The organism is Photobacterium leiognathi (assembly GCF_030685535.1).
Lineage (GTDB): Bacteria > Pseudomonadota > Gammaproteobacteria > Enterobacterales > Vibrionaceae > Photobacterium > Photobacterium leiognathi.
Genome location: NZ_CP131599.1, coordinates 1,362,306 through 1,387,712, shown reverse-complemented (window position 1 = coordinate 1,387,712; position 25,407 = coordinate 1,362,306). Strand labels below are relative to the sequence as shown.

Here is a 25,407-nt window from a genome sequence, read left to right as displayed (position 1 = left end):
AAGGCTTAATATCAGCTCTAGTGAGTGGCGATATTAAGCCTTTTTTATTTTGTTAACTTAGCAGTTGTTCTAATGTCATAGGGGATGAAGCCAAGCCTAATCGTTGAGCTGGTGTTAATGAGAACTTATCTTGGCGACACAAATTATGCCAAGCGCGATAAATATCTAATAGCGGTAACAGTCCTGCTGGTCGCAATTTTCGTCGCGGCTCATTGATCAGTTGGCTAAATTGCTCTTGAAAACGATGTTGGTAACTTGATACTGCTCGATAGGTGGCATGTTTAAGCCACTTCTTATCATCATTGGTTTCACCACCTAAATGGCAGATTCCTTTACTGGCATTTTCTAGATGAGTGAATGCCCAACGATCTTGCCACCATCCTAATAACACAATATCGACTTTACTTGCATCGTCACCATGCTGCCATTGCTCGTCTTCTATCACGTAGAGAGGATCAATACGTTTTTGCTTGATATGGTCAATAAACACAGAGATGCATGCCGAGCGCAACAAGGTTTCTTGTGGCATAAAGATAGCGAGGTACTCGTTATTCTGGAACATCTCTTTCAAGTAGAGATAATGGCTGTATACCGTGTACTGTGGGTAGATCAATGTTCCCTTCGTTGGATAATTAATTTTAGCGCCGTCTGATAATGGATTCTCCATGTTAGAGCGAGAGAAAATCTTACGATAAGTCGCATCAACTTTTGCCAATATACCTTTAGGAATAAAGGGATCAGATACTGTTTCATCGTGCTTTGGTGCCGACATGAAACGGGCTGAATCTTGATAGGCATCATGATAGAGATGAGATAACGCAATATCATTGGCGTGGTAATTAATATGCTGTGCGACAACATAGCCTGATTGTGACTCTGCACTTGCAACCCACATTACGCCATTGTGGCTTTGAGGTTGAAGGTCCTTAATATTAGATGCAAGCTCAACATGATGTTGATGTTTAAATAATCGTTCATCAAAAAGGGCGAGCTGGCGACGGCATCGAGCAGCAATATGATTGAGTTGATCGTAAAAGGTTTTTGGATTGATCTCTAGGCGTCGACAAATATCACGCACAGGGTAATCGGTAAATAATAGCCCCAGTAGTTTTTGTTGCATGGCAAGTTTGTTATTAGCACCAGACCAACGATCAACAAATGTTTGCTCACAGGCTTTACAGCGGTAACGTTGTCTATCACCACTGAACCCAAACGCATGATAAAGGTGACGATGTGTTAGCGCAGGGTAGTGTTTATTATCACATTCACTATTGGTACATCGAGGTAAATCACTACTTTGAAGCCTTTGATAGCGTAGTGTTTCTTCAACCACATCTTGGTTATTTAATAATGGTGGGAAAGCACCACATTCTCGACATACGAGAGTCGGGCGATTACGGTTATTATTTTGGAGCACGTAGTCGTTGGGATTATGTGAACCAAAGTTCTTACAACTCAGTGTCTTACAGTGATTAAACTGGTAGCCATTAAAAGCTAATGGTAACTGCTCGATGGGATTTTGCGTTGTAAGAAATGTAGACATATCTAACCTTATCTTTGCGCGATCTTTGGATGCAGTATAATGATATTTTTAGAATTATTACTAAACGGTTACAGGATTTGTGAGAAGGGGCTGAGTAAAATTTTACTCAGCATTGTCAGAGAACAATACGTTTCAAGAATATGTTACCTATGATTGTGTAAGACGCCACATTTTACATTATCGAGCTGGTTTTATATTAATTAAACGTATTCATTAAACTAACATCCCTTTAGTTTTCGTTATTAAATTTGGAAAAATAAGCGGAAAACCGTCTGGGAGGCATGTTTCCCGCTTATGGGAAAATTAAAGGCTGATGGCAGTTTCTAGCGCGATGTTCATCATTTCGTTGAATGATTTTTGACGATCTTCTGCGCTTAATTTTTCACCACGTTTGATGTGATCAGAAACTGTTAGAATGGTTAGGGCTTTTGCGCCTAGCTCTGCTGCTACGCCGTAAATACCCGCCGCTTCCATATCAACACCAAGAATGCCAAGCTTTTCCATCTTATCGAATAGATCGCTTTCTGGGCTGTAGAATAAATCTGCAGAGAAAACATTACCGACACGTACTGGCACTTGTTGTGCACGAGCTTGGTTAACGGCGGTTTCTAGTAGATGGTAATCTGCAATAGCTGCAAAATCGTGGTTAGCAAAACGGATACGGTTTACTTTTGAATCCGTCGATGCGCCCATACCGATGATCACATCCATTAGTTTTACATCATCGTGAACAGCGCCACAGCTACCAATACGGATAATGTTTTTAACGCCAAAATCTTTGATGAGTTCGTGCACATAAATAGAACATGATGGGATACCCATACCATGACCCATCACTGAAATACGTTTGCCTTTGTAAGTACCTGTAAAGCCATACATGCTGCGAACATCACACACACGCTTTACATCATCTAGGTAAGTTTCCGCAATAAACTGAGCACGTAGCGGATCGCCTGGCATAAGTACCGTTTCTGCAAAATCACCAAACTCAGCGTTAATATGTGGAGTAGCCATAAAGAGCTCCTAGATAAAAATAGTTAATCAACATTATTGTTGTGCTTTGATAGATTCAGTTTATGAAACCACAAAGCGCTAACTAGTGATATATATCACATAATTTAGGCTGTTTTTGATAAAAAGCCATGCTGTTAACTAAATCTGTTGAAAAGGAGATGGCTGTGTTGTTTTTGTGATGGATAAATAACTAGTTCAAGTCATGCTCTAATACAGGCATAGATAAGATGCATGAGGTTATTCTGAACAGAGACTTTTTTGGGTAAAATTAGTGCAGATTATTACTATGAGAAACTTATATGCATAACCTTACATTACTATCTGATGGTGAAAGAACACGCATTGAATTAGATAAGCAAGCTGCTTATACCGTATGGAAAGTGAAGAATGGTAAAGTAGGTTATGAAGCTTTTGCTGAGCTTATAAATAATATTGAAGATGATGATGAACGAGATTTTTGTGAGAAATCATTATCAAAATATAAGATGCAAATGGGCGTAAATTAATTACTTTTATTTTTTTAGAGGTTGAAAGCGATGCTTGTGGATATCAACATCTATAGAGTGAACGTCACAGTTTACTTTGGTGAGTGATTGATATAATTACAATAAATCGCGTTATGTGACGATAAATCTTCGTGTGTTAAATGAAACTTAAGTAAAGATTATGCCAATAGGTATGCTGTTCAGTCTTTAATTTAGTATTATTGGGCGCAGAGATTGACTGAATGGTGAATAAAGTGAAAACAACTGAATTTTCAGCACTAGATGATGATAATAGTGATGTAATGATCCCCATGCGTGCGGATCAGCGTCCACACACGCTAAAAACTACAAAATCATCAGCTAAAGCTGGCACAACTGCACGTTCAAAGCGTTTAACGGATTGTCCTGCGTGTGAAGGTGTTGTGTCACGCCGTGCACATTTTTGCCCTCATTGTGGTGAGCCAGATCCTTCTCGTCATATTCAACGTTCTCAGTGGTTATCACGTCTTGTATGGACGGCTATAATCGCTACGGGTTGTTGGTATGCATATTTAGAATTGCTTCCTTGGGTTATGGAACGCATGAAGTAAGCTTTGCAAGGCTCAATAAAAAACCGACGGTGTACGTCGGTTTTTTGTTTTTAAATTGACGAGCAAAATCAGTTAAAGCCGAATGTCATACCTGCAGCAACACCGACGTTGTGATTTGAGTTATATGAGGTATCAAGAGTGACTACACTGTCTGGAGATGTATTGATTTTCGCAGCCATTGCGATAGCATCTTGATCGCCATAATAGCCTAACCCCATACCAATATTATATTTGTGATTTGGTTTAGCCGTAATAGCAGCCATTGCCATTGCAGATGCAATACCAGCATCTTCCCTGTTTTCTAAGCTCTTTAATTTCTCATTAAACACGTTAGAGAGTTGGTTGACTCTTTGATCTGTATAGTTATTTGCATTCTGTAATGTCTGTTGCGATTTTTCATCAGTGTATTGCTTAGACTTGTTGTAGTACGCCATTACATGATTATTGGTGTAGCTAATCGATTCATTATGCAAATGACTAATGTTATAAGCATTGGTATTTACACCAGCCGTGTTTTTCTCAATACTTTGACTGTTATTCGCTATATTTGTTTTGTTGTTATTGATGTTGCTTGTATTCTGCTGAATATTATTAGTATTGCTCGTAATAGTTTGCGTGTTTTTATTCACTAAATTAGTGTTATTTAGAATATCTTTTCTGTTTTTTTGAATATTATTACCATTATTAATGATTACAGTTTTATTATCATTAATACCTGCTGTATTTTGACTGATTTGTTTTGAGTTGGTTGTAATATTCTGCGTGTTATTTTGAATGTTGGTTATATTTTTATTTATATTTTCTTTGTTAATACCTATATTATTAGCATTGTTAGCGATGATATTTTTATTGATATCAATTGCTTGATTGTTTTGCTCAATATTCACCATGTTAGTTTTAATATCGTTACTGTTACGGGTGATTTCACTTGAGTTGTTGCTAATGTTTTGACTGTTATGGGTGATCTCACCTTGTAAGGTGTTTTTAGCCTCGGTTAACTGACTAACATTAACTGCATCTGTAGCATTGATACCTGCGGTAACATTAGTTAGTCGACGGGTTACATCTGTTGTTGTTACCTGAACTTTTCCATCGACCACCGTTTGGTGATTGACCTTACCACCAAAACTCACCGTGTCTTTTTCGTCAGCTCTACTATCGTTACCAATAGCAATGCTGTTGTTTGTTGCATAGGCATGGGCACCTATAGCAAGTGCATGATTAGCATAGGATTGATTGCCGATAGCTACGCCATTATCCAATGAGTTAGAGCTTGTACCAAAAGCTTCTGAATTATCTTTTGCATGGCTGTAATCGCCAACAGCAAGGGAATAATGACCAACGTTTACACCTGAGCCAATCCCAACATTATGAGAGCCTGTAATGGTTGGAGCTGTTCCAATTACCGTGTTCTGATATTGCCCATTCGGTAGTGGCGAACTCGTTGATTGATTAATAACAATATTACCGCCCATTGGATGATTGGTATTATTGTTCACATTAGATTGAGTGAGAGATTGTGGTTGAGCTAAAGGTTCATTATTTATTACTGCGGCATGAATACTACAGGCTATAAGAAGCGGCGTTGAGCAAAGTAGCTGTTTAGTTAATCGATTCATTATTATTGTTACTTCGTTATGAACAATTATTAAACACTAGCGTCAAAAAAATGGCGGGTAAATATAAGATATTGCAATAATAGAAATCAGAAATAATGTTATAAACCCAAGTGACTTCAAGGTGGCTTATTCAGTGACACGCTCCCAAAGGGCGGGCGTCCTTAGCTCTCAGACTTTGTTAACGATTCTCAATGTAGAACCACTATATCTTCGAATCGTTGCCGCGCCTGAGAACTAAGTTCGTCTCGCTGAACACTGCATCTTGAAGTTCTTTGGGTATAGAAAAGTAGTTATGAGAACATCGTCACTAATATTTTTATTAGTGACGATGTGAGGTAGGAAATAATTAATGTGTTTTTTGCATACCACGAGTTTGATTCATTGTACGTGAACCTGCGGTACCGTAAGTATTAATATCATATCGGTTTGGTGAATATCCGATGCGTGAGCGATAACGACGATCAAGATCGGATAAATTAATACCGTAATTTTCACTTAATTGTTTAATTACTACGTTAATTTCTTTTTGAGAACTATTTTGTTTACGTAAGTAGTAATATAAATTTTCTGCTCGTTGCTGATTCATAATAAACCCCGTATATATGGGATGTTTAGTGGTGGTGTGCAGCGCCTGATAAATTCATAACCGCAAGACCCACTGCAACAATTATCATCCCAATCCAAACTTTAGTGTCGATATGTTGGTTATAAATAACGCTTGAAAGCGTGGTAACGAGAATAATGGCAAGCCCAGCCCAAGACGCATGGACAATGCCTACTGGAATACTTTTCATTGCTTGTGATAGAAATAGAAAGGCAGTGATATGCCCAAGAATGACAACGGCTGTTGGTAATGGGTTGGTAAAACCATTTGCAGATTTAAGTGCAACGTGTGACGTCGCTTCTGCTAACACACCTAATAAAAGAAATAACCAACTCACAACCAAACTCCAATCTAATTTCTAACGATGAAGTGATTATAATTATTTCTCTTAAGATGATAATTGTATGTTTTGTGAAATTACTTTTGCTGTTGAGTAATAATTGACATCTGTTATAGGAATAATGGCGAGTTCGTTTGTGTTCTACAGTACACTAGCAGAGAGAGTGGGATAGACAGGTAATAGGTAGGTAGCTGCAGTGCTTCAAGATCGTGCCGGACGAATGGCAATTTTTCATACTTTGGTTAATAGCGGTAACTTTACATCGACTGCACACAAACTCGGAGTATCAACATCACATGTCAGTAAGCAACTGAGCTTATTAGAAGCAGAGTTACAAGTGAAGTTAGTGCAACGCACGACACGTAGCTTTACCTTAACTGATGAAGGTATTGAATATGCCAAGTTTTGTGAGCAGGTAGTATCTGCTGTATTAGATGCAGATGCCATGATGGCTGACATCCGCGATGAGGTATCAGGTACACTTCGTTTGGGATTATCACAGTCTTTCGGCACTATGCATATTATCCCTGCCATTGAACATTTTCGTCGTCAGTTCCCAGATCTTCATGTCGAAGTCAGCCTATTTGATCATCGCGCTAATATGGTCGAAGAGGGACTCGATCTGTGGATCACCAATGTTGAAAACATTCCAGAAGGTTATGTTGCCCAGCGTTTAGCGGATACCCGTTTTATCGTTGCAGCATCGCCTGAATATCTTATGCATCATTCCGCGCCCACTCATCCTCGTGATTTGCAAGAGCATAATTGTTTGGTTTACCAAAATAGGCAGGTGAATCACGGCACTTGGTCGTTTATACGTGATCAAGAAGGCTTGTGTGTCACAGTATCAGGCAATTATCGGGTTGATTTAGCTGAAGCGGTACGTGATGCCTGTGTTTCAGGGTGGGGCATTGCCTATCTTGCCACTTATCTTTTAACCGATGAGTTTAAAACTGGAAAGCTGATCCAATTACTCAATGATTGGGAGGCCAATCAAGGAATGCACTTCTATGCGGTATACCCAAGTCGTAAGCATTTGCCGAAGAAAATAGTGGCTGCAATAAGTTTCTTTAAAGAGTATATCGGTGAGACACCCTATTGGGATAAAAACCTTTCACATTATGTCAACCTGTAACGATGTAGAGTCATTTTTCATCAATATTGCTATCGAAAAATTGGGAGAGTTGTAAGTTCTATACTAGAACAATCAATAACTTTTATCTAAATACAGCTAGCAAGTGAACAAGGAGATGATGACATGACAAAGTCTCACGGTATTCAAATTGAAATTGATAATAACGATGGCAAATTCTTTGTTGAGATAAAGGCAACAGGTAAGTTAACTCATCAAGATTATCAGATGATCACACCTGAAATTGATACGGCACTGGAAGGTATCGATAAGCCTGTGGTTGATGTATATTTTGATGGTACGGCTTGCGACGGCTGGGATCTCCATGCTGCTTGGGATGATCTTAAACTGGGTTTAAAGCATGGCAAAAGTTTTCGCAAAGTTGCACTTTATGGCAATAAACATTGGCAAGAGCTCGGTGCTAAAATTGGCAATTGGTTTATGTCAGGTGAAGTGCGTTATTTTGACGATGCTATTGATGCCTTGAATTGGTTAAAAGAGGCGTAATGCTATCAATATTAAATGGTGTCGTTGGCTTTCTACACCACTTAAATCACTTGTTTTATTTTTCCTCTTCAAATCATCTCCTTGCCTACAAACCAAGATATTCTCGCTGAACCTAGTAACTTGAAGTGGCTTGGGTATAATCAGCACCTTGATTGGAATAAAGACAGGCTTGAGCACAAACAGTCGCTTGAAGCTTCATTACAATAAAACAGGATGAAATGGATCGTTTTATGAACAAGACATTGCTTGCGACCCTACTGCTGAGTGCTATTTTCTCTTCAACCTCTTTTGCAGCAGAACAATCAACATCACAAACAGCGGCATATACCCCAAGTGAGCCTTTGGTATTAACACCTGTTGTGACAGAAGAAAATGATGCTTCATTGGCTGAAGAAGCCCCTAAATTTGACGATACCATGCATTACTTCGTTGGTATCACTGGCGGTATGGCTGACTTAAGCCTTGATGTGAATGCTGGAGCAGACAAACTGCAATCACCTGACGCAAGTGGTTTATTTGGCGCTGATATTGGTTTTTATACCGCAGGTGGAAAAGGTCGTATTTACTATAGCTACCAGAAAATGAGTGGTGAGTCTGATCATAATGACAAAAAAGCCATTGATACCGATGTATCGCTTCATTTAGTCAGTGCGGATTATATTTTCCGTGCAGATAAAACCATTAATCCATTTATTGGTGCGCATGTAGGTTACATGATCGCAGACAGTAAAGGTGATGGTTACGGTAGCTATAAGCAATCGGGTGAGCTACTAGGTGTGCAAGCTGGTGTGGCATGGCGTATGTCAGATCACTTCACTGCAGAAATGGGGGCACGTCACTCGGCTACCCAAAGTAAAGAGCAAGAAGCGTGGTCTGGAATCAAAATACTAAATCCGATTTAAAGAGCATCACGGCGTTCTACATGTCTGCAAATTACCGTTTTTAATCCTATTTAACGGGCAGAAATCGATGAAAGCAGCTATTAAAGTAATGGCTGCTTTTTTATTGCCTAACGTCAAATAATCTTGATTGTTTACTCAACGCCTCAGCAGCGTATAATGCATTCCCCTAGAAACGACAACCATTATCACTAAGGACTTCACTTTGAAGCTATTTGTCAGAGATCTCACTGTAATTGATGCGTCTTACCTATGTACCGAGCGTGGTATGGTAGGCGAAAGTTGGATTCTTGATGTGGTGATGTCGGGCGAGTTAAATGAAATGAGCATGGTGCTCGATTTCAGTCGTGTTAAGAAACAGATTAAACAATTAGTGGATCAATATGTTGATCACCGTCTAATTGTGCCAGCTAAATCTCCAGCGATTAACACTGCCGCGACAACGACCGGTTATGCGACGGTTGATCTTTTGCGAGAGAACAAAAGCATTCATCTTCATTGCCCAGAGCAAGCGTTCTGCTTTATTGATGCGGAAGCCGTCACTATCGAGAGCGTAACTGAGCATGTATACCAAGTACTAAAAGGTAACTTACCTGAAAACGTACAAGGTTTAGAGATCACACTACGCCATGAAATGATCAATGGTGCGTTTTACCATTACAGCCATGGTTTGAAAAAGCATGATGGTAACTGTCAGCGTATTGCCCATGGTCATCGCTCTCCAATTGAGCTGATTGTTAATGGTGAACGTAATGCTGAGCTTGAAAAGCAGTGGGCGAAGCGTTGGCAAGATATCTACCTTGGCTCGCAAGAAGATGTATTGAGCGTGACAGAACTTAATTTAAGTGAATGCGCTAAACAAGTTACTAATGAAACACACTATGGTTTCCGTTATACCGCGCCACAAGGTGAGTTTGAATTAGCCATTGCACGCTCAGAAACTGAAATGTTAAGTACAGATACCACGGTTGAGCTATTGGCAGGTTATATCGCCGAGAAAGTTAAACCGAGTTTATCTGACAGTGACGTGCTAGAAGTTGTTGCTTATGAAGGTGTCGGTAAAGGCGCAATGGCAACCTTGTAACTAAGTTTTTAACAGCTTAACAAAACAGCCCAGCAAGCTTATGTTCATTATAGTTAAGGTGACAAAAGTAAAGTTGGGCTTTTTTATGTTTAAAATTTCAGCAATAAACATTGAAAAGTGAGACGTAAACCGATTTTTGCTGCTTAACTCTCTAAAATTTCAATATTTTATGAGTAGACTGAAAGGAAGACGTCGTAACGAGAGGGATCGATTATGTCAGTTAAACCTCTATCAAGTGACAAGCTGTATCGCGTATCAGCATTGAATGGATTGAGTGATGAGTGTAAGTCAACAAAACACCTTACACCATTAGATGAAATTGTAGGACAAGAGCGAGCGCAACAAGCGGTTGAGTTTGCGATGTCGATTAAAGAAAAAGGCTATAACATTTATGCGATAGGCCGTAATGGTTTGGGTAAACGCACTATGGTGATGCGCTATCTAAATCGTCATGATCCAAATGGTAATGCCAATACACTCTATGATTGGTGTTATGTCTCTAATTTCGATGATACCCGTTGTCCTAAGGTACTGAAGCTACCGGCTGGGCAGGGTACGGCTTTCAAAAAAGATATCGAACAGCTGATGAAGCGTTTAGTTAAAGCGTTTCCAATGGCGTTTGATAACGAACTCTATATTAGCCGTGCTGAAAAACTGAAAACACAATTAGCGCAGAAACAAGAAAGTGCGTTAATGGCAATGAAAAAAGGCGCAGAAGAGCGCGGTGTTGCATTAACCATTACGACGCAAGGTGACTATCAGCTTGTGGCGATGAATGGTGAAGAGCCACATACTGAAGCATCATTTGCCGAGCTTTCAGAGCAAGAACAGCAGCAATTTGAAGATACCATCAATGAGCTAGAAGTTGAGTTACGCAGTATTGTTCGTCAGCTAACTGAATGGGAAGAGAAGTATTCTGATAAGCAACAAAAGCTTGATGAAGATATTGCTAAAGATGTTACCGCACACTGTATTAAAGATCTGAAAACCAAATACAGTAAATTGCCAGATATCAAAGCATATCTGTCGGCAATGTATGACGATATCCTTGAGAATATTGATATTTTCTTGGAAGAAAGCGAAGAGCAAGTTGCCCTTGCTTACGCCTCGTTAGATAAGAAAATGCCTCGTCGTTATCAAGTAAATGTATTGGTGCATCAAGACGTTGAGCGTAAATTCCCGATCGAAGTAGAAGAGAGTCCGAATTATCACTCTATCTTTGGTTACGTGGAAAACGCGACGTTCAAAGGCACGGTATTTACCGATTTCTCGTTGATCCGTCCGGGTAGTTTGCACCGTGCCAATGGTGGTGTGTTGATGATGGATGCGGTGAAAGTGTTAGAGCGTCCTTATGTATGGGACGGTTTAAAACGTGCATTGCGTGCTCAGAAGTTGAATTTAAGCTCGCTTGAACGTGAGGTGACGCTATCTGGCACTATTTCTCTTGAACCAGAGCCAATTCCGTTGAACGTTAAATTGATCCTGTTTGGTGATTATCAAACTTATCAATTGCTTCAACATTACGATCCAGAGTTTAAAGAGTTGTTCCGTGTTACGGCAGATTTTGAAGATGATATGCCGCGTACCGATACCTCTGAAGAGCAGTATGCGCGCTTTATTGCCAGCATTGTTCATGATGGCGATATGCTGCATTGTGATCGTAAAGCCATTGCTCGGATCATTGAATACAGCTCGCGTCAGGCAGATGATCAAAACAAACTGTCATTGCACTCCGCAGACATTGCTAATTTATTGCGTGAAACAAACTATGTTGCGAAATCATCCAATGCCACGATGATCCGTAGCAATCACGTTGAGCAAGCATTACAAAATCAAGAGCAGCGTGTTAGCCGTTTAAAAGATCATGTAATGCAGAACTTCGTTACTGGCACCACCTTGATTGATGTGGATAAACAAGCGGTAGGGCAAGTGAATGCACTGTCAGTTATTTCAACATCAGATTATCAATTTGGCGCACCAAGTCGAATTACAGCAACCACGGCTTATGGCTCTGGCGAAGTGTTTGATATTGAGCGCAGCGCTGAGCTCGGCGGGAGTATTCACTCGAAAGGGGTGATGATCTTATCGGCATATTTAGCCTCGGTATTTGGTAAAACGGCCAAGATCCCACTGACTACGCACCTGACTTTTGAGCAGTCTTACGGTGGCGTTGATGGTGACAGTGCTTCAATGGCAGAGGTGTGTGCAATTGTCTCTGCTTTCTCAGGTTTGCCTTTACGTCAGGATATTGCGATCACAGGTTCAATGAACCAATTTGGTGAAGCACAACCAATTGGTGGGGTGAACGAGAAGATTGAAGGCTTCTTTGATGTATGTGCGATCAAAGGCCGCACTGCCGAGCAAGGTGTGATCATTCCGCAATCTAACGTACATAACCTGATGCTGCGTAAAGATATTGTTGAAGCGGTTGAAAAAGGCGAGTTCCACATCTGGGCGATTGACCATGTATCTCAAGCTATTGAGATCTTTACAGGCAAACCGACGGGTGTGGATGCTGAGCAAGGTATGTATCCAAATGATACTGTATTTGGCATTGCACAAATGAAGCTAAACTCACTGCGTCGCTAATTATTTGCCTCAATTGAAAAAAGCTACCTGCGGGTAGCTTTTTTATTATCCCAATGAAATTTCACTATCACTGATGATTTGTGAGGAGCAAGCAAGAATGTAGCCTTGTTCAATTTCATCTGCAGTGAGTGTCGCTTGACTGGTGGAGTTTGTGCTATTGAGTGTTGCTTTGCACTTACATGAGCCACAAATGCCACTGCGACAAGCAATAATAAGTGGTAGGCCTTGCGCTTCTAATACATCGGCAATATTGCTGCCGGATTCAATAGCAACCGTTTTATTGAAACTCGGTACCGTTAACGTCATTGTTTGTGATGGCTTTTTATCTATGTGGTCTTGAGTGTTTGTGGTTGGAGTAAAGCTTTCAGCATGGAAATGCGACATATCAAAGTCGAGATCAATTAGGTAACTTTTTACATCTTCCATAAACTGAGTTGGTCCACATAAATAGACGGTTCTATCATGCAGATCGGGGATAAGTTTTTCTAACCACGCTTGATCTAAATGCCCTTGAGGGTATGACGTTTGCAAGTTGTCTTTTAATAAAAGGCTTAACGTGAAACGGTCATGATCACGATGAAGTTGTTCTAGTTCATTAAAGAAAATCGTGTGTGCTGGTGATCTTGCAATATGAAGAAAGTGAACATCACAGTGCGGATTATGACTTAGCCAGGTTTTTGCCATGGAATAAACAGGTGTTACTCCACAACCAGCACTAATACATAAGACTTTATTGTGCCGCGGTGGATGATCGACACTATTAAATTCACCTGCAGGTGGAAGCATCATAATAGAATCGCCGATCTGAAGCTGATCGATAAGATAGTTCGATACTTGCCCACCTTCGACACGCTTAATGGTAAGTTGTAAATCTGTGTCAAAAGGTGTTGAGCTTAATGAGTATGCGCGATACTCCATTTTCCCATCGATATGTAGACCGATATTAACGAACTGACCGGGTTTAAATTTCGCTAAGTGATTCTCATCGGTACAGGCTAGTTTAATACTGATGGTATCTTCGGTTTCATGCCACTTATCACAACAGGTTAATTTCACTGCTTGATTTTTTAGCCATGGCGCTAACAAAGTACTTAACATGGAAAACTCTTTAAGTGGTAGCTCTCCTCTTTCATTTTCTTTTTAAGTGAAAGAGGAGAGACGAGGTGGAAATTAAGCGGCAAGGATGGTTTTTAGATCAGCTTCAACCGTCGTTATCGGACGCATATCAAACTTCTCTTGGATAATCGCGAGTAAGTTATCCGTTAAGAATGCAGGAGCTGTAGGGCCTGTGTAGATGCCTTTTACACCAAGTGCGAACAACGTCAGTAAGATCACAATGGCTTTTTGTTCAAACCAAGACAGTACCAATGTTAGCGGCAGTTCATTGATGTCACAGTCGAACTCTTTTGCCAGTGCCAAAGCAAGTTGAATCGCAGAATATGCATCGTTACATTGACCAACATCGAGTAGACGAGGAATTCCGTTAATGTCGCCAAATTGATTTTTGTTAAAGCGATATTTACCGCAAGCAAGGGTTAAGATCACTGAGTCTTCAGGTGCTTTTGCAGTAAAATCGGTGTAGTAGCTACGCTCAGATTTATCACCATCACAGCCACCAACAAGGAAAAAGTGGCTAATATTGCCTTTCTTCACTTCATCAATCACAGCAGGTGCTGCGCTCATGAGTGCGTTGCGACCAAAACCGATAGTGATCATTTGTTCGATTTCATTATGTTGAAAACCCTCTAACGCTAATGCACATTCTATGGCTTGGCTAAAATCATCACCATCAATGTGTGCCACGCCAGGCCAACCTACGATACTGCGCGTGAAAATACGATCAGCATATTGGCCCACGTTTGGGTTCAATAAGCAGTTAGAGGTCATCACAATGGCACCAGGAAAGTTAGCAAATTCTTTTTGCTGGTTTTGCCATGCACTACCAAAGTTACCCACAAGATGCGGGTATTTTTTCAGTTCAGGGTAGCTGTGGGCTGGTAGCATTTCACCATTGGTGTAGACGTTGATACCTGTGCCTTCTGTTTGCTGAAGGATTTTTTCCAGATCATGTAAATCGTGACCAGACACAAGAATACATTTTCCTTTTACTGGCTTTACATTAACTTGGGGTGGCTCAGGGTGACCAAAAGTCGTTGTCTCGCCCGTATCTAGCATTTCCATAATGGTGTAATTCATTAACCCAATGCGCATTGAACAGTCGAGAAGCTCATTGAGTGCAGTTGGATCGGTACCCAGCCAAGCCATGATTTGGTGATATTGGGCGTACACATCATTATTCGTTTGCTCAAGGACTCGCGCATGCTCCAGATAAGCAGCCGCGCCTTTCAAACCATATAAACATAATAAAGGTAAGCCGATAACGTCTTCATCTAATATGTCATAGCCACGATTTACAGCGACCTGTGGTGCGAAAGCTAAAATGGCTTCGGCAGATTGCGGTAATTCAAACAGTGCGACAGCAGGTAAATCGGGCAATGTTTTATCAGATAGGGTATATGCGCTAACAACTTGTTCTTGTAAACGTGATTTATAGTGTTGTGCTTGCTCGGCTAATTCAATGATACGAGCAGGATCGAAGTTAACATTGGTTAATGTCGAGAAGAATGCACGTGGTGCCCATTGGTTGATTTCATTATCGATGATATCGACATTGGCTGCTAGCTCTGCCCAGTAAGAAACCCCTTGTAGGGCATAGACAAGTACGTCTTGAAGATCTGAGACTTCAGCGGTTTTTCCACACATACCTGCGGCAAATGCACAGCCTTTTACTTGTGGGGTTTGAATTGTTTGCTCACATTGAATACAAAACATGAAAATCTCCAGTATCAATTTATTCTGTTGTTTGTAACGAATAGCTTTCGTTTTTTGATACTAGATAGCACTAAGTGTGCCAAATTTAATATGTTGATATTTAAGGGTTTTGTTTGATGTCATTAACACAACAGGCTATGTTGTGTTAATGACATCAGGTTCAATTTTAAGAGATTAATGGATCTGAAATTTTTTCCCCATACGGTACAAATTACCACGATCCATTTGTAAAAATTGTGCTGCCTTTGACCAGTTTTTATCCATTTTTTCATAGCTATGGTGAATTAACTGTTTTTGATAGCTCTCTACAAGTTCACGCATTGATTGAGAATGTTCAGGAAATAGGTTTGATGTGTTTTTTACATCAATAGAGCTAAATTCATTGTCAAAGTGCACTAAAGTAATGGTCTGTTGCCCTTCTTGAATGGCTCTAAGTGCCGCACGCGTAAGGCTGTGCTCTAACTCTCGAATATTACCGAGCCATGGCTGGTTTTCTAGAGAACGCAATGCCTTAGGGTTGATGTGAAGGTTAGGCACATTAAATTGTAGTCGGACTTTTTCCAATAAATAGCCAGCCAGTACCGGAATATCACTGAGTCGTTGGCGAAGCGGTGGAACAGCTATCGGAAAAACATTGAGACGATGATAAAGATCGGCTCGAAAGCTACCGAGTGTGATTTCTTGCGCTAGATTGCGGTTAGTGGCTGCGATGATCCGTACATCAACATGATGATGTTTATCACTACCGACCCGTTGAACATAACCTTGTTGAAGAACACGTAATAGTTTTGCTTGTAGTAGTAGAGGAAGCTCACCGATTTCATCTAAAAACAGTGTGCCACCATCGGCTAACTCAAACTTGCTTGCTCGATGACTATTAGCACCAGTAAATGCCCCTTTGACATGAGCAAATAATTCACTTTCTGCCAAGTTTTCAGGTAGAGCTGCACAATTTACATAAATCATGGCTTTATCAGCACGATGGGATTGCGCGTGAATAGCATGGGCAACTAACTCTTTACCTGTACCGGTTTCACCGCTTATTAGTACGGCATAATCAGATTGAGCAACAGTTGATATATTGGTTTTAAGCTGTGCCATTTCAGGGCTAAAACCAATCATTTCGTTTTGTTGGGAACGTGCTTGTTGGATCAAGGTTTTATTGAGTGATTGCTGTTTTTTGTTTTGTAACTTTAATGCATTAAATTGCGCGATATTACGAACGGTCGCAGCAGCAAGAGCGGCAAATGTCTCAATGGCGACGCTATCAATATCATCAAAAGCACCAACCGTTAATGAGTCTAAGGTCAGCACGCCAACTAACTGTTCATCAACATATAAGCTACAGCCTAAGCAGTCATGAACATCAATACTGACTTCTTCATTTAATAACAAACCGTCAAAAGGATTGGGAAGTTCTGAATGGGCATCAAAGCGAACAGGTTGCTTGCTTGCCATGATGGTTGCTAAGCGGGGATGCGCTTTAGGAAAGAAGCGACGGCCTAAAACTGCGGCAGATAAACCTTTCACTGCAACAGGCGTCAAAAAGCCGTGGTGATCGAGTACAAACAGTGCGCTGGCATCACAGGGAAAGACGGCTTCTACGCCATCGATGAGGGTTTGATAATGCTCATCAGTTGCTAGATGAGCACTCAGGTTTAAGGCAATATTGAGAAGAACCTTATCGACATTTACTCGCATTGCTGTCACTTATGTTGTCGTGTTTGATGTATTAATAACAACACAGATGTGGGCTATGAGAGTTAATCTAGAACAAAGAAAATAAATTTGATGCATTTAAAATGCATCTTTTATGTTCGTTAAATTTATTTCTTATTTTGCGTTCTGTTTTTCGCTGTAAACGTAGCGTTCGCCGTCTTTTTTGTAGTAGGTATTATTGATAATGGCGTAAGTCGCTCCTGCGATCACTGCAAAAGTAGCAATTTCAGGCAAATGGTGTTTTTCATACCAAGGTTCATGATGATCATCATGTTTATTTTCATGCTTTCTATAATATTTATCACAGTCATGTTTGTGGTGATGACCTTTTTTACAGTGTGCCCTAGGTGGTGGACCATGATGTTTCGGGCCATGTGCCCATGAAAGTGAAGGTGCTAACAAAGCAATGATCAGAAAACTATATTTAAACACGCTATATTCCAATAAGGGGAGTTTGGGTAAATAGCTTAAAAAGAGCAGGGTTATTTATTGTCAGTGCATTGTTATTTTAAAATCAGGTTATATCAATGCATAAAGTGTCAAAAAAACAACGTTATTAGGCTGATGATGATTTAAAAATGACGCCAAGTTTGAATGCATCTCATAGTTTTAATGTTTGGTGATCTTACGCGTATAAATCTGCTTATTTTTAACCCTGAACTTACTTATAATCTGCCAATCTTTTTGGCTATTAATGTTAGTAGAGTAACTATGATCCGTGCGTATGCTCGTTTGTCTAAAAATTATCCGTTAGTGCATATGTTTAACATTTTATTGGTTTTTTCTATTCTTATTTTATGCACGTATCAATTATTGCAAAACAACAAGATTGAATACGCATTTGGTTATATTGTCGCTCTTTTCCCTATCTTTATATTTGCAAAAGCATCGACGTATAAAAGTAAATACCTTGGTGATAGATAACCTTATTAGCGATTTTTTAAAAAAGCCCCGATGAATGATTTCATCGGGGCTTTTATTTTTTAAATATCTAACTTATTAGATATAAGGTTAAGGCTTACCTTGCCAAATACGCTGACATTCAGCAGAGCCATTGGCTGCAATAGGCTTTTCAAATAACCATTGCAGTGGTGCTACTACTGGGCTGGTAGTAAAGCGTACTGAGGTTTCGAGTATTGCTGATAGCGGTACACCGAAATGGAATTTTTCAAAACTACCATTTACCTCAACAGGGGTTTGTAGGCTGAAAATTTGTGCTCGTTTTGATTTTGGCGATAAGTACAGGCTGAAATCACGATTTTTATAGCTAGCATCAAATGCACCATGAACTTGAATTCGTGAGGTATCGAGCAGTAGATCACGCTGGGTCATATTGCCATTTTTGACATTAAAGCCACCTGCAACACAGTTTAATACCGAGTTATCTTTATTCATAAACTTAGGTAACACTGCATCGGCTAAGCTCACCGCCCAAAGATCAATTAAGTTCGCTTGGAAAGCTTTTGGTAATGCTGCAAAACCAATAAAGCCATTAGCGTTATTCATTAAACTATCTGGCGTATTTGCCAAGCTGTTTAAATCAAACTTAAAGCTAATTTTGCCATGCATATCTGTTTTAGGATCAATACGGCGAGCAATAATGCCGTAATCGAAGTTTTTCACTAAGCCTTCTAAATGAATATCAAACAACTCTTTTTGTGCTTTCACTGAGCCTTTAATATCAACATTACCACCCGGAAGTTTGATATGTAGCGGATTTAAACTCAGTAAGCCGTTATGTAACGTCCAGTCTAATTTTCCTGCCCCTAACCAGTCTTTCCCTGAACGAACTTCTCCAACATTAAGTTTGAAATTAGCATTTAGCTTATTTAGACCTTCAGGGCTAAGCACAGGTACTGGTTTATCTGCTGTTGTTGCTTTAGCTGGCTCAGTATTTTCTTTGCTGTCTTTAGGTAACCATGCTTGCCAATTTTTAACTTTAAAATCGTTAATTTGAATGAATGGCGCACGAAGATCTAACGAAACAGTTGGGCGATCTTGACCTTTCATTGGCGGTAAGAAATCACCTTTACCTTGTAATTTACTGCTGCCAACTTGAACCAGCATATTACGCAAGTGGTACCCGACTTTATCGGTTGAAAGTGAAGCAGCAACAGTCACAGGACCATAAGGCGGCAGCTCTAGCCCAGTAAATGTATTGAAGCGATCTAGGTTAGGTGTTGTCGCTTTAAAAGTTAAATTTAGTCTTTGTGGATTAATTGGAAGTGATACATCGGATTCAGCATTGAGTGCAATGTCACCCACATTTGCTGTCAATGTCACTGGCACGGATTTGCGTCCATCATTGGCTTGCTTCAGTGAGACTGAATCAATCACGATGTTAACTGGTTTATCAGCAGCTTTACCTGAAATGGTTAAGTGAGTGGCGGTATCGGGACCTGTAATAAACTTACCTTGACGAAGTGCAACATCAAATGCTTTGCCTGTATAAGTATCGGCAACACGCAACTTACCACCGTTTAATTGTGCTTCGACTTTGGCTTGCTCCATCAACTCAAGCACAGTACGACCAGATAATGACAAAGATAATTTAGCGCTATCGAGTGTCATACCAAGATCATTAGTTACGTTGAATTGCTTTAAGATCTGACCAATATTTGGCTTGTTTACCCCTAAATGTAGCTGGGATTGGATAGCGTTATTATTGATATCCAGTGAAATATCACCTTGATATAAACTACCAGCGTAACGTGCACTAAATGGAGCGGGTGCTAATTTACCGCCACGAAGCTGACCGCTAAATTGGGTATCATCAATTTGCTGATTAGCCCATAGCATCTTATTCACGCCAAGTTTTACATCAGCATCAGCAATCACAACTTTGTTGCTAAGTAATGGCATATCAAGGTTTACGCCTTGTGTTGGCACGGTTTGCTCAACAGTTGGTACTTTTTCGCGTTCAACAAATTGTCCAAGTTGATTGAAATTTAAAGTATCAAACTGTGCATTGAGCTTTAAGAATGGCGTTTTAGTGTTTTGTTTCCACTTAAAATCGACTTTACCTTGGCTTTGCATTAATGCCATGGTCGGGATATCTAATGTCAGCCAATCACCAGTATTGGTTAGCTTACCTTTAAAATCGATTTTGCCATTCATTGATGCACGTGTGCCGAGCCACGGACTCAGCTTACCTGCATCATCACTGTGCACGGTTAAATCTAACCAACTGCCTTTTTGCCAGTTAGTTTTTACGAATTCACCGTTGGCTTTAATATCGATCACTGGGCTAGCAAAGTGTAGCGATGGGCTCCAATTACGATGATTAATAATGTCGGATAATGTGCCTGCTTTAGCGGTGATCTTAACGGGAATATCCATGATCTGACCTTGAATGTCAGAGCTAAAAGGTTGTTCCATGCCTGAGGTTAATACTGCTTTATCGATGGCAAACGAGGCTTTTGCTCCCCAATCAAGATGCGCTTTATCGATATTAAGCGCGAGCTGGCTGTTATCAATCCAATCTTGAAGTTTAGTGCCTTGGGTTGTCAGCTGTAACTGGGCATTTTCAAGGTGTCCTTTTGCATGAGGAATGCCTGAAATCCAACCTGCCATTTCACCTAACTGAGAATCTTTCGCCCCCAATTTAACATCAACGGTTGATGTCCATTGAGTGGCATCAATATCGGCTGCACCACGAAACGGTACATTGGCAATATTGGCGGTCATTGGGGCATGAAGTTTACCTTTATCACCTTCCACTTTTAGTGAGATGTTATTGACAGGCGTGCCTAAGCCTTTGATCTCATCGATAGATAGATCAAGATGGGTCTCGGTTTTCACTAACCATTGATCAAGTGCTTTTTGCAGTGGTGATTGTTGTGGAGCTGCGGCTGCATAACCAACACCGTACATCACAGGTGGCTGAGGCTGTAGCCATGGGCGCAAATCAATCAATGGAATGTTGAGTTTACCGTTAATGTGATTAAGCGCTTTGTCGCTTTGCGCCAGAGATATATCAAGGAAACCTTTCGCTGACGTAATTGGGCTAGTTAACGCAATATCAGCCAGTGAAATTCCTTTGCTAGATGCGGTGATCTGCGTTGTCAGCGACATCGGTGCCGCATGACGTAAATCAATATCAAGTAGAGATTCCAGTTGTGCAGTATCAACCCAATCGAGTTTTACGTTGGCTTTTGACGACGTACTACTGTGGAATGGATGAATATCGGCATCAATATTGAGCTTTGCTCCTGCAAAACTGCCCGTAGCATCGAGTTTGCCTTGTTGCTCATTGATCAGTGATTCTAAATCACCAGCCAGTGAGACATCATAGTCATTCCCCATTGCATTACCTTTGGCTTGTAATAGCCATTTATCTGGTTTGGTTAATGCTAATTGCTCTAAGTACACATTGGTGTATTGCCCTGTTTGTTGATCTAAGTAATCAACGGCAACTTTATCCGCCTGAATATTGTTACTTAGCGCTAACTTAAATGGGGTAGAGCTGGTTGATTGCTTAGGCTTAGCTTGCGGATCTTTGCCAAACATCCAGTTTGGATTGCCTTGGTTATCTTTGACCAAATGTAGGGAAGTATCTTTGAGATCAAGATAATCGATTTTTAGTGTGTGAGAGAGCAGCGGTAATACCGAAATCTTCGCGCCAATATATCCCGATTTCAGCATCGGTTCCCATTTCATGGCTTCGGTATTCGTAATGGTGACATCGCTAAGCTCAATTTCAGGGCTAAACGATAAGGTCAGTGACATGTCACCACCAATGGTTGTTTCGCGATCTAACGTAGAACTTAACCATTGGTTGATATCATGTCGGTGCTCGGTTAAATCAATCTTAACGCCGTAAGCTAGCATACCTGTTGCTGCAATGATTGGCGTGAGTAAAGCGATGGATGTCCACTTAGCGACCTTTTTTAATTTATTTTTCTTAGGCGGCTGTGGTGTTGGTTGCTCTGCGTGATCACTGTCGGTTGATGAAACAGGTGCAGATGGAATGCGTGATGAACTCATAATACGCCAGACTTCTTTTTTCGGTAATGAGTGTAGCAGCATGTGATCGCTTCTTTTGAAACGTCTGTGTCAGTCGGTGCTGCAAATAACTAGCAAAATAATGTTTTATGCCAAATTTTTATAGTCTGACAGTATATCAAAAACAGGGTTCCATGAACGCTGTGGATAATGGTAACAAAAAGTAAATTATCGACAGGCGCTACTCTTGTATTGCGAGGCAAAGAATATCGGTTAAGGTTTGCTGTGCTGCAAGGTGGAGGGTAAAAGGCTGATTGACGATTCTATGTAGCGATGGCTCGCAGTGCATCAGCAAGGTTAAATCAGCAAGGCTGGTTAATGGCAAATCATCAGGCGTGGTGATCACAACGATAGTAGCACCGTGAAGTTTAGCTGCATGGGACGCCAACTGTAATGTTTGATGTTCACTATTATTGCTAAGGATAAAAAGCACATCTTGCTCTGTTAGCGTATGAGCGATAGTGCTTTGTAGTGATGGATCTGCACTGTGGATCACAGGTAGCCCTAACGAAAGTAATTTGTCATTAAAATCATGAGCTACTAATGCATTTGAGCCAAGTCCAATTAACTGAATGCGGGTGGCTGATTTTAATCTTGATGCGATTTTCTCAAGTAAATCAACATCTATCGCCTTAGTGGTATCGATGATCGCATTGGCTTTTTGCTGTGCCATTTTGCTTAAACTACTAGCAAGCGTATTATTAGTCTCTGGTTGAGTAGGCAATTGGTTAAGCACGTTGCCACCAATGGTATTATGGCGAGCTAACTCCTCACTGATTGCCATTTTGAAAGCGGGAAAGCCTTTAAACCCAACTCGCTGGGTAAACTTCACAATACTTGATTGGCTGACATTCGCCGCAGTTGCCAATTCTTGAGAAGAAAGCGACACCACCAATTCAGGCTGCGCTAATACAAAGATCGCAATCTTTTGACCGTTAGGGGAGAATTGTGATTGTAGGCTGGCGATTTTATCAAGTGCAGTCATGGTAATAACAGTTCAAACATTTGCTTTGATAATAGCCTGATCCACGCTTAATTACCGTGATATTTATTGTGTTATGTTAATTGTATGCAAGAAGCTAGAGCCTGATATGCTTGTTGATTATGATTGATAAAGAATGAATAAAAACTAGGACGAAACCTTGAAGATTGATCTTACCCAATTAGTCACTGAAAGCCGCAATACTGCTAGCCAAAATATCGATATGTTATCGACAGTAGATATGTTACAGGTGATCAATAATGAAGATAAAAAAGTCGCACTCGCGGTAGAGCAGGTGTTACCTGAAATTGCTCAAGTAGTTGATGCGATTGCGATAGCATTTCAGCAAGGTGGGCGTTTAATTTATGCAGGCGCTGGCACATCTGGCCGTTTAGGTATTTTAGATGCAAGTGAGTGTCCACCTACTTACGGTAGCAAGCCAGAGCAAGTGGTCGGCTTAATTGCTGGTGGTCATCAAGCAATTTTAAAAGCGGTTGAAAACGCAGAAGATAATCGTGAAATGGGTGCGCAAGATCTGATTGATCTTAATTTTACTGAAAAAGATGTGTTAGTTGGTATTGTTGCCAGTGGTCGTACACCTTATGTCATGGGGGCAATGGAATATGCAAAATCACAAAACGCGATGGTCGCTTGCATTAGCTGTAATCCACAAAGCCCAATGGCAGCACTGGCTGATGTGGCGATCACCCCTGTGGTGGGCGCTGAAGTCGTAACGGGTTCTTCGCGCATGAAAGCAGGCACAGCACAAAAGTTAGTACTAAATATGCTGACAACGGGAGCCATGATCCGTGTCGGTAAAGTGTATGGCAATTTAATGGTGGATGTTGAAGCGACCAACGCCAAATTGGTTGAACGTCAGAAAAACATTGTGATGCAAGCAACTGAATGTAGCCGTGAAGAAGCAGAGCAAGCACTTACTCAATGTAATGGTCACTGTAAAACAGCGATTGTAATGATCCTTGCAGGTGTAGATGCTCAAACAGCCGCAGACTTATTAGCGAAAAATAACGGTTTTACACGCCAAGCGATCCAAGCTTAATGATACAAAACACAAAGCCCTATCTCGATGGTCGATGATAGGGCTTTGTTTTATAACCTACTAACTTGAAGTCGCTTGGGTATATAGAGATTAAAGTGACTGAAATTCTTTTTGGAAATTGAGTACTTTTTCAAGATAACGACGAGCTTCAAGTTTGGGATGCTTATTCGTGAGCGCCCAATAGGCTTGATTCGGTTGTAATTGATTGAGCTTATCCATTGCGCGCTGTCTATCTGAATCAAAGGTTGATAACACGCCACCTGTACCACTGTTATAAGCGGAAATCATACTGTAATGCTTAGTGGTTGGATTTCGCACATCCCTTAAATAGCGGGTTTGTAAAATGTGCAAATACGCTGTACCCGTATCAATGTTGTTAGCCGGATCAAACAGGTAGTCTTTGGTCGGTATCCCCGGTTTGTTCTTCACCAGTTTAAAGACATCAGCCCCCGCTGTTTTTGGAATAACCTGCATCAAACCATAAGCCCCAGCGTGGCTGACAGCAAACGGGTTAAAGCTACTTTCTGTTTTTACCACTGCATAGATCAGATCTTCTGAAATACCGTATTGGCGAGAAGCACGCTTAATTAAATCAGCATATTGGTATTCACGTTGCTCAAGGTGATCGCTCACCATATCTATTTCAACGTAGTAAGCGGTGCCACGTTTGAGTGGTTTGGTGCGTAGCTTATTTTCAATTAAATAATCTGCGAAACGTCCAGCACGCCACGGCCATTGAATATCTTGGTTATCATGATCTTTAACTTGCCCAAGTAGGAAAGGCTTACCGTTCAGTGGAATGGACTTATCACTGAATAAATCAACCTGAGAAGGATCGGCTGGCATCAGCAAGGTTTCTTCAATTGCTTTTTTTAGCGTGGCTTCTGGTGCGTATTGAGCAACAGTGGAAACGTAAATTTTGCCGCTATCAAAATCAATGTGTGCACGCGTACGATAGCCATCGAAATACTTCACATAACGGTGTTTACCTGCTTGAAGAAATTCATCATCACCCCATTGTTTTTTCGCTTGGGTTGCAAGGTAAGCCATTAATGCTTTAATCGCTTGCTCATTAGTCATATTACCAGTATTGATGCCACCGCCATGATTGTTATTACCGTTATTAGGGTAAGTGGGAGTGCAGTTATAGATACACTCGGGTTGGCTTGAGGATGAACATCCTGTGGCAATTAAACCAGCGATCATAATGAGCCAAGCTTTTTTCATGATTTTCCTTTATGCGGCAATATGCGATTAGTGAGTATTGGTAGCATCTCGAATAGCGCTATTAAGATCTGACGTTAATTTATCGACAAATCGACGTTTACGTTGTTCTGCACGTTGCTTACGTTCACGTGCTTGTTGATCGACATAACTATCCCAACGCTTTTCAACATAATCGTC

The 25,407-nt window shown here is 40.6% G+C and carries 20 protein-coding genes; 8 read left to right on the top strand and 12 right to left on the bottom strand.

What is annotated here, in order from left to right; all coding sequences use genetic code 11:
• Window positions 1-52 precede the first annotated feature (52 nt).
• Together Q7674_RS06415 and deoD are read right to left on the bottom strand one after the other, a co-directional pair.
• Window positions 53-1,543, bottom strand: a complete 1,491-nt coding sequence (locus Q7674_RS06415) for a lactate dehydrogenase (protein WP_305422117.1) — start codon at window positions 1,541-1,543, stop codon at window positions 53-55.
• 303 nt (window positions 1,544-1,846) lie between these two features.
• On the bottom strand, window positions 1,847-2,557 hold the full coding sequence (deoD, locus tag Q7674_RS06410; protein WP_045064258.1) for a purine-nucleoside phosphorylase: 711 nt from the start codon (window positions 2,555-2,557) through the stop codon (window positions 1,847-1,849).
• A gap of 299 nt (window positions 2,558-2,856) precedes the next feature.
• Here deoD and Q7674_RS06405 point away from each other — a divergent pair, with 299 nt between their 5' ends.
• Window positions 2,857-3,063, top strand: coding sequence for a DUF3283 family protein (locus Q7674_RS06405; protein ID WP_008989755.1), 207 nt, complete (start codon window positions 2,857-2,859; stop codon window positions 3,061-3,063).
• A gap of 233 nt (window positions 3,064-3,296) precedes the next feature.
• Window positions 3,297-3,632, top strand: a complete 336-nt coding sequence (locus Q7674_RS06400; RefSeq protein WP_237156751.1) for a hypothetical protein — start codon at window positions 3,297-3,299, stop codon at window positions 3,630-3,632.
• 68 nt (window positions 3,633-3,700) lie between these two features.
• Here Q7674_RS06400 and Q7674_RS06395 read toward each other — a convergent pair whose 3' ends face one another.
• From Q7674_RS06395 to Q7674_RS06385, 3 genes are all read right to left on the bottom strand, one after another.
• Complete coding sequence (locus Q7674_RS06395; RefSeq protein WP_045064255.1) at window positions 3,701-5,251, bottom strand: YadA-like family protein; 1,551 nt, start codon at window positions 5,249-5,251, stop codon at window positions 3,701-3,703.
• A gap of 346 nt (window positions 5,252-5,597) precedes the next feature.
• Window positions 5,598-5,837: a hypothetical protein gene (locus tag Q7674_RS06390; protein WP_008989747.1), complete on the bottom strand. Its 240-nt coding sequence runs from the start codon at window positions 5,835-5,837 to the stop codon at window positions 5,598-5,600.
• A 25-nt stretch (window positions 5,838-5,862) separates the two neighbouring features.
• On the bottom strand, window positions 5,863-6,192 hold the full coding sequence (locus Q7674_RS06385; protein WP_008989746.1) for a DMT family transporter: 330 nt from the start codon (window positions 6,190-6,192) through the stop codon (window positions 5,863-5,865).
• 199 nt (window positions 6,193-6,391) lie between these two features.
• On the opposite strand from Q7674_RS06385, the gene Q7674_RS06380 reads away from it, so the two are divergent.
• From Q7674_RS06380 to Q7674_RS06360, 5 genes are all read left to right on the top strand, one after another.
• The gene (locus Q7674_RS06380; RefSeq protein ID WP_023935318.1) at window positions 6,392-7,330 is read left to right on the top strand and encodes a LysR family transcriptional regulator; all 939 of its coding nucleotides are present in this window, start codon (window positions 6,392-6,394) and stop codon (window positions 7,328-7,330) included.
• Window positions 7,331-7,453: 123 nt separating this feature from the next.
• Complete coding sequence (locus Q7674_RS06375) at window positions 7,454-7,834, top strand: SpoIIAA family protein (protein ID WP_045064253.1); 381 nt, start codon at window positions 7,454-7,456, stop codon at window positions 7,832-7,834.
• 230 nt (window positions 7,835-8,064) lie between these two features.
• Entirely contained in the window at window positions 8,065-8,736 is a 672-nt protein-coding gene (locus Q7674_RS06370) for an outer membrane beta-barrel protein (RefSeq protein ID WP_305422114.1), read from the top strand.
• A gap of 202 nt (window positions 8,737-8,938) precedes the next feature.
• Window positions 8,939-9,817, top strand: a complete 879-nt coding sequence (locus tag Q7674_RS06365; protein ID WP_045064250.1) for a 6-pyruvoyl trahydropterin synthase family protein — start codon at window positions 8,939-8,941, stop codon at window positions 9,815-9,817.
• Window positions 9,818-10,030: 213 nt separating this feature from the next.
• Complete coding sequence (locus Q7674_RS06360) at window positions 10,031-12,406, top strand: Lon protease family protein (RefSeq protein WP_045064248.1); 2,376 nt, start codon at window positions 10,031-10,033, stop codon at window positions 12,404-12,406.
• Between the two features lie 45 nt (window positions 12,407-12,451).
• Here the strand turns inward: Q7674_RS06360 and Q7674_RS06355 are convergent, their stop codons facing one another.
• The 6 genes from Q7674_RS06355 to Q7674_RS06330 all read right to left on the bottom strand — a co-directional run bounded on the left by Q7674_RS06355 (window position 12,452) and on the right by Q7674_RS06330 (window position 22,946).
• Window positions 12,452-13,492 carry an FAD-binding oxidoreductase gene (locus Q7674_RS06355; protein WP_425260598.1) on the bottom strand — a complete coding sequence of 347 codons (1,041 nt, stop codon included), beginning with the start codon at window positions 13,490-13,492 and terminating at the stop codon, window positions 12,452-12,454.
• Between the two features lie 84 nt (window positions 13,493-13,576).
• A complete protein-coding gene (hcp, locus tag Q7674_RS06350) occupies window positions 13,577-15,238 on the bottom strand; it encodes a hydroxylamine reductase (protein ID WP_045064245.1) in 1,662 nt (553 codons plus the stop codon).
• A gap of 174 nt (window positions 15,239-15,412) precedes the next feature.
• The gene (gene norR, locus Q7674_RS06345; protein ID WP_305422110.1) at window positions 15,413-16,939 is read right to left on the bottom strand and encodes a nitric oxide reductase transcriptional regulator NorR; all 1,527 of its coding nucleotides are present in this window, start codon (window positions 16,937-16,939) and stop codon (window positions 15,413-15,415) included.
• Between the two features lie 132 nt (window positions 16,940-17,071).
• Window positions 17,072-17,389 carry a hypothetical protein gene (locus tag Q7674_RS06340; RefSeq protein WP_052679883.1) on the bottom strand — a complete coding sequence of 106 codons (318 nt, stop codon included), beginning with the start codon at window positions 17,387-17,389 and terminating at the stop codon, window positions 17,072-17,074.
• 579 nt (window positions 17,390-17,968) lie between these two features.
• The gene (locus tag Q7674_RS06335) at window positions 17,969-21,943 is read right to left on the bottom strand and encodes an AsmA family protein (RefSeq protein WP_305422574.1); all 3,975 of its coding nucleotides are present in this window, start codon (window positions 21,941-21,943) and stop codon (window positions 17,969-17,971) included.
• Between the two features lie 199 nt (window positions 21,944-22,142).
• A complete protein-coding gene (locus Q7674_RS06330) occupies window positions 22,143-22,946 on the bottom strand; it encodes a MurR/RpiR family transcriptional regulator (RefSeq protein WP_045064243.1) in 804 nt (267 codons plus the stop codon).
• Window positions 22,947-23,103: 157 nt separating this feature from the next.
• Between Q7674_RS06330 and murQ the strand changes: the two genes are divergently transcribed.
• Complete coding sequence (gene murQ / locus Q7674_RS06325; RefSeq protein ID WP_045064242.1) at window positions 23,104-24,003, top strand: N-acetylmuramic acid 6-phosphate etherase; 900 nt, start codon at window positions 23,104-23,106, stop codon at window positions 24,001-24,003.
• A gap of 90 nt (window positions 24,004-24,093) precedes the next feature.
• On the opposite strand, the gene mltC is transcribed toward murQ, so the two are convergent.
• Window positions 24,094-25,230 carry a membrane-bound lytic murein transglycosylase MltC gene (gene mltC / locus Q7674_RS06320; RefSeq protein ID WP_008989732.1) on the bottom strand — a complete coding sequence of 379 codons (1,137 nt, stop codon included), beginning with the start codon at window positions 25,228-25,230 and terminating at the stop codon, window positions 24,094-24,096.
• Window positions 25,231-25,407: the final 177 nt, after the last annotated feature.

Coding starts and splice junctions, on each gene's coding strand:
- Q7674_RS06415 (WP_305422117.1), bottom strand. CDS start 1,543: ATGTCTACATTTCTTACAACGCAAAATCCCATCGAGCAGTTACCATTA.
- deoD (WP_045064258.1), bottom strand. CDS start 2,557: ATGGCTACTCCACATATTAACGCTGAGTTTGGTGATTTTGCAGAAACG.
- Q7674_RS06405 (WP_008989755.1), top strand. CDS start 2,857: ATGCATAACCTTACATTACTATCTGATGGTGAAAGAACACGCATTGAA.
- Q7674_RS06395 (WP_045064255.1), bottom strand. CDS start 5,251: ATGAATCGATTAACTAAACAGCTACTTTGCTCAACGCCGCTTCTTATA.
- Q7674_RS06390 (WP_008989747.1), bottom strand. CDS start 5,837: ATGAATCAGCAACGAGCAGAAAATTTATATTACTACTTACGTAAACAA.
- Q7674_RS06375 (WP_045064253.1), top strand. CDS start 7,454: ATGACAAAGTCTCACGGTATTCAAATTGAAATTGATAATAACGATGGC.
- Q7674_RS06370 (WP_305422114.1), top strand. CDS start 8,065: ATGAACAAGACATTGCTTGCGACCCTACTGCTGAGTGCTATTTTCTCT.
- Q7674_RS06360 (WP_045064248.1), top strand. CDS start 10,031: ATGTCAGTTAAACCTCTATCAAGTGACAAGCTGTATCGCGTATCAGCA.
- hcp (WP_045064245.1), bottom strand. CDS start 15,238: ATGTTTTGTATTCAATGTGAGCAAACAATTCAAACCCCACAAGTAAAA.
- norR (WP_305422110.1), bottom strand. CDS start 16,939: ATGCGAGTAAATGTCGATAAGGTTCTTCTCAATATTGCCTTAAACCTG.
- Q7674_RS06335 (WP_305422574.1), bottom strand. CDS start 21,943: ATGAGTTCATCACGCATTCCATCTGCACCTGTTTCATCAACCGACAGT.
- Q7674_RS06330 (WP_045064243.1), bottom strand. CDS start 22,946: ATGACTGCACTTGATAAAATCGCCAGCCTACAATCACAATTCTCCCCT.
- mltC (WP_008989732.1), bottom strand. CDS start 25,230: ATGAAAAAAGCTTGGCTCATTATGATCGCTGGTTTAATTGCCACAGGA.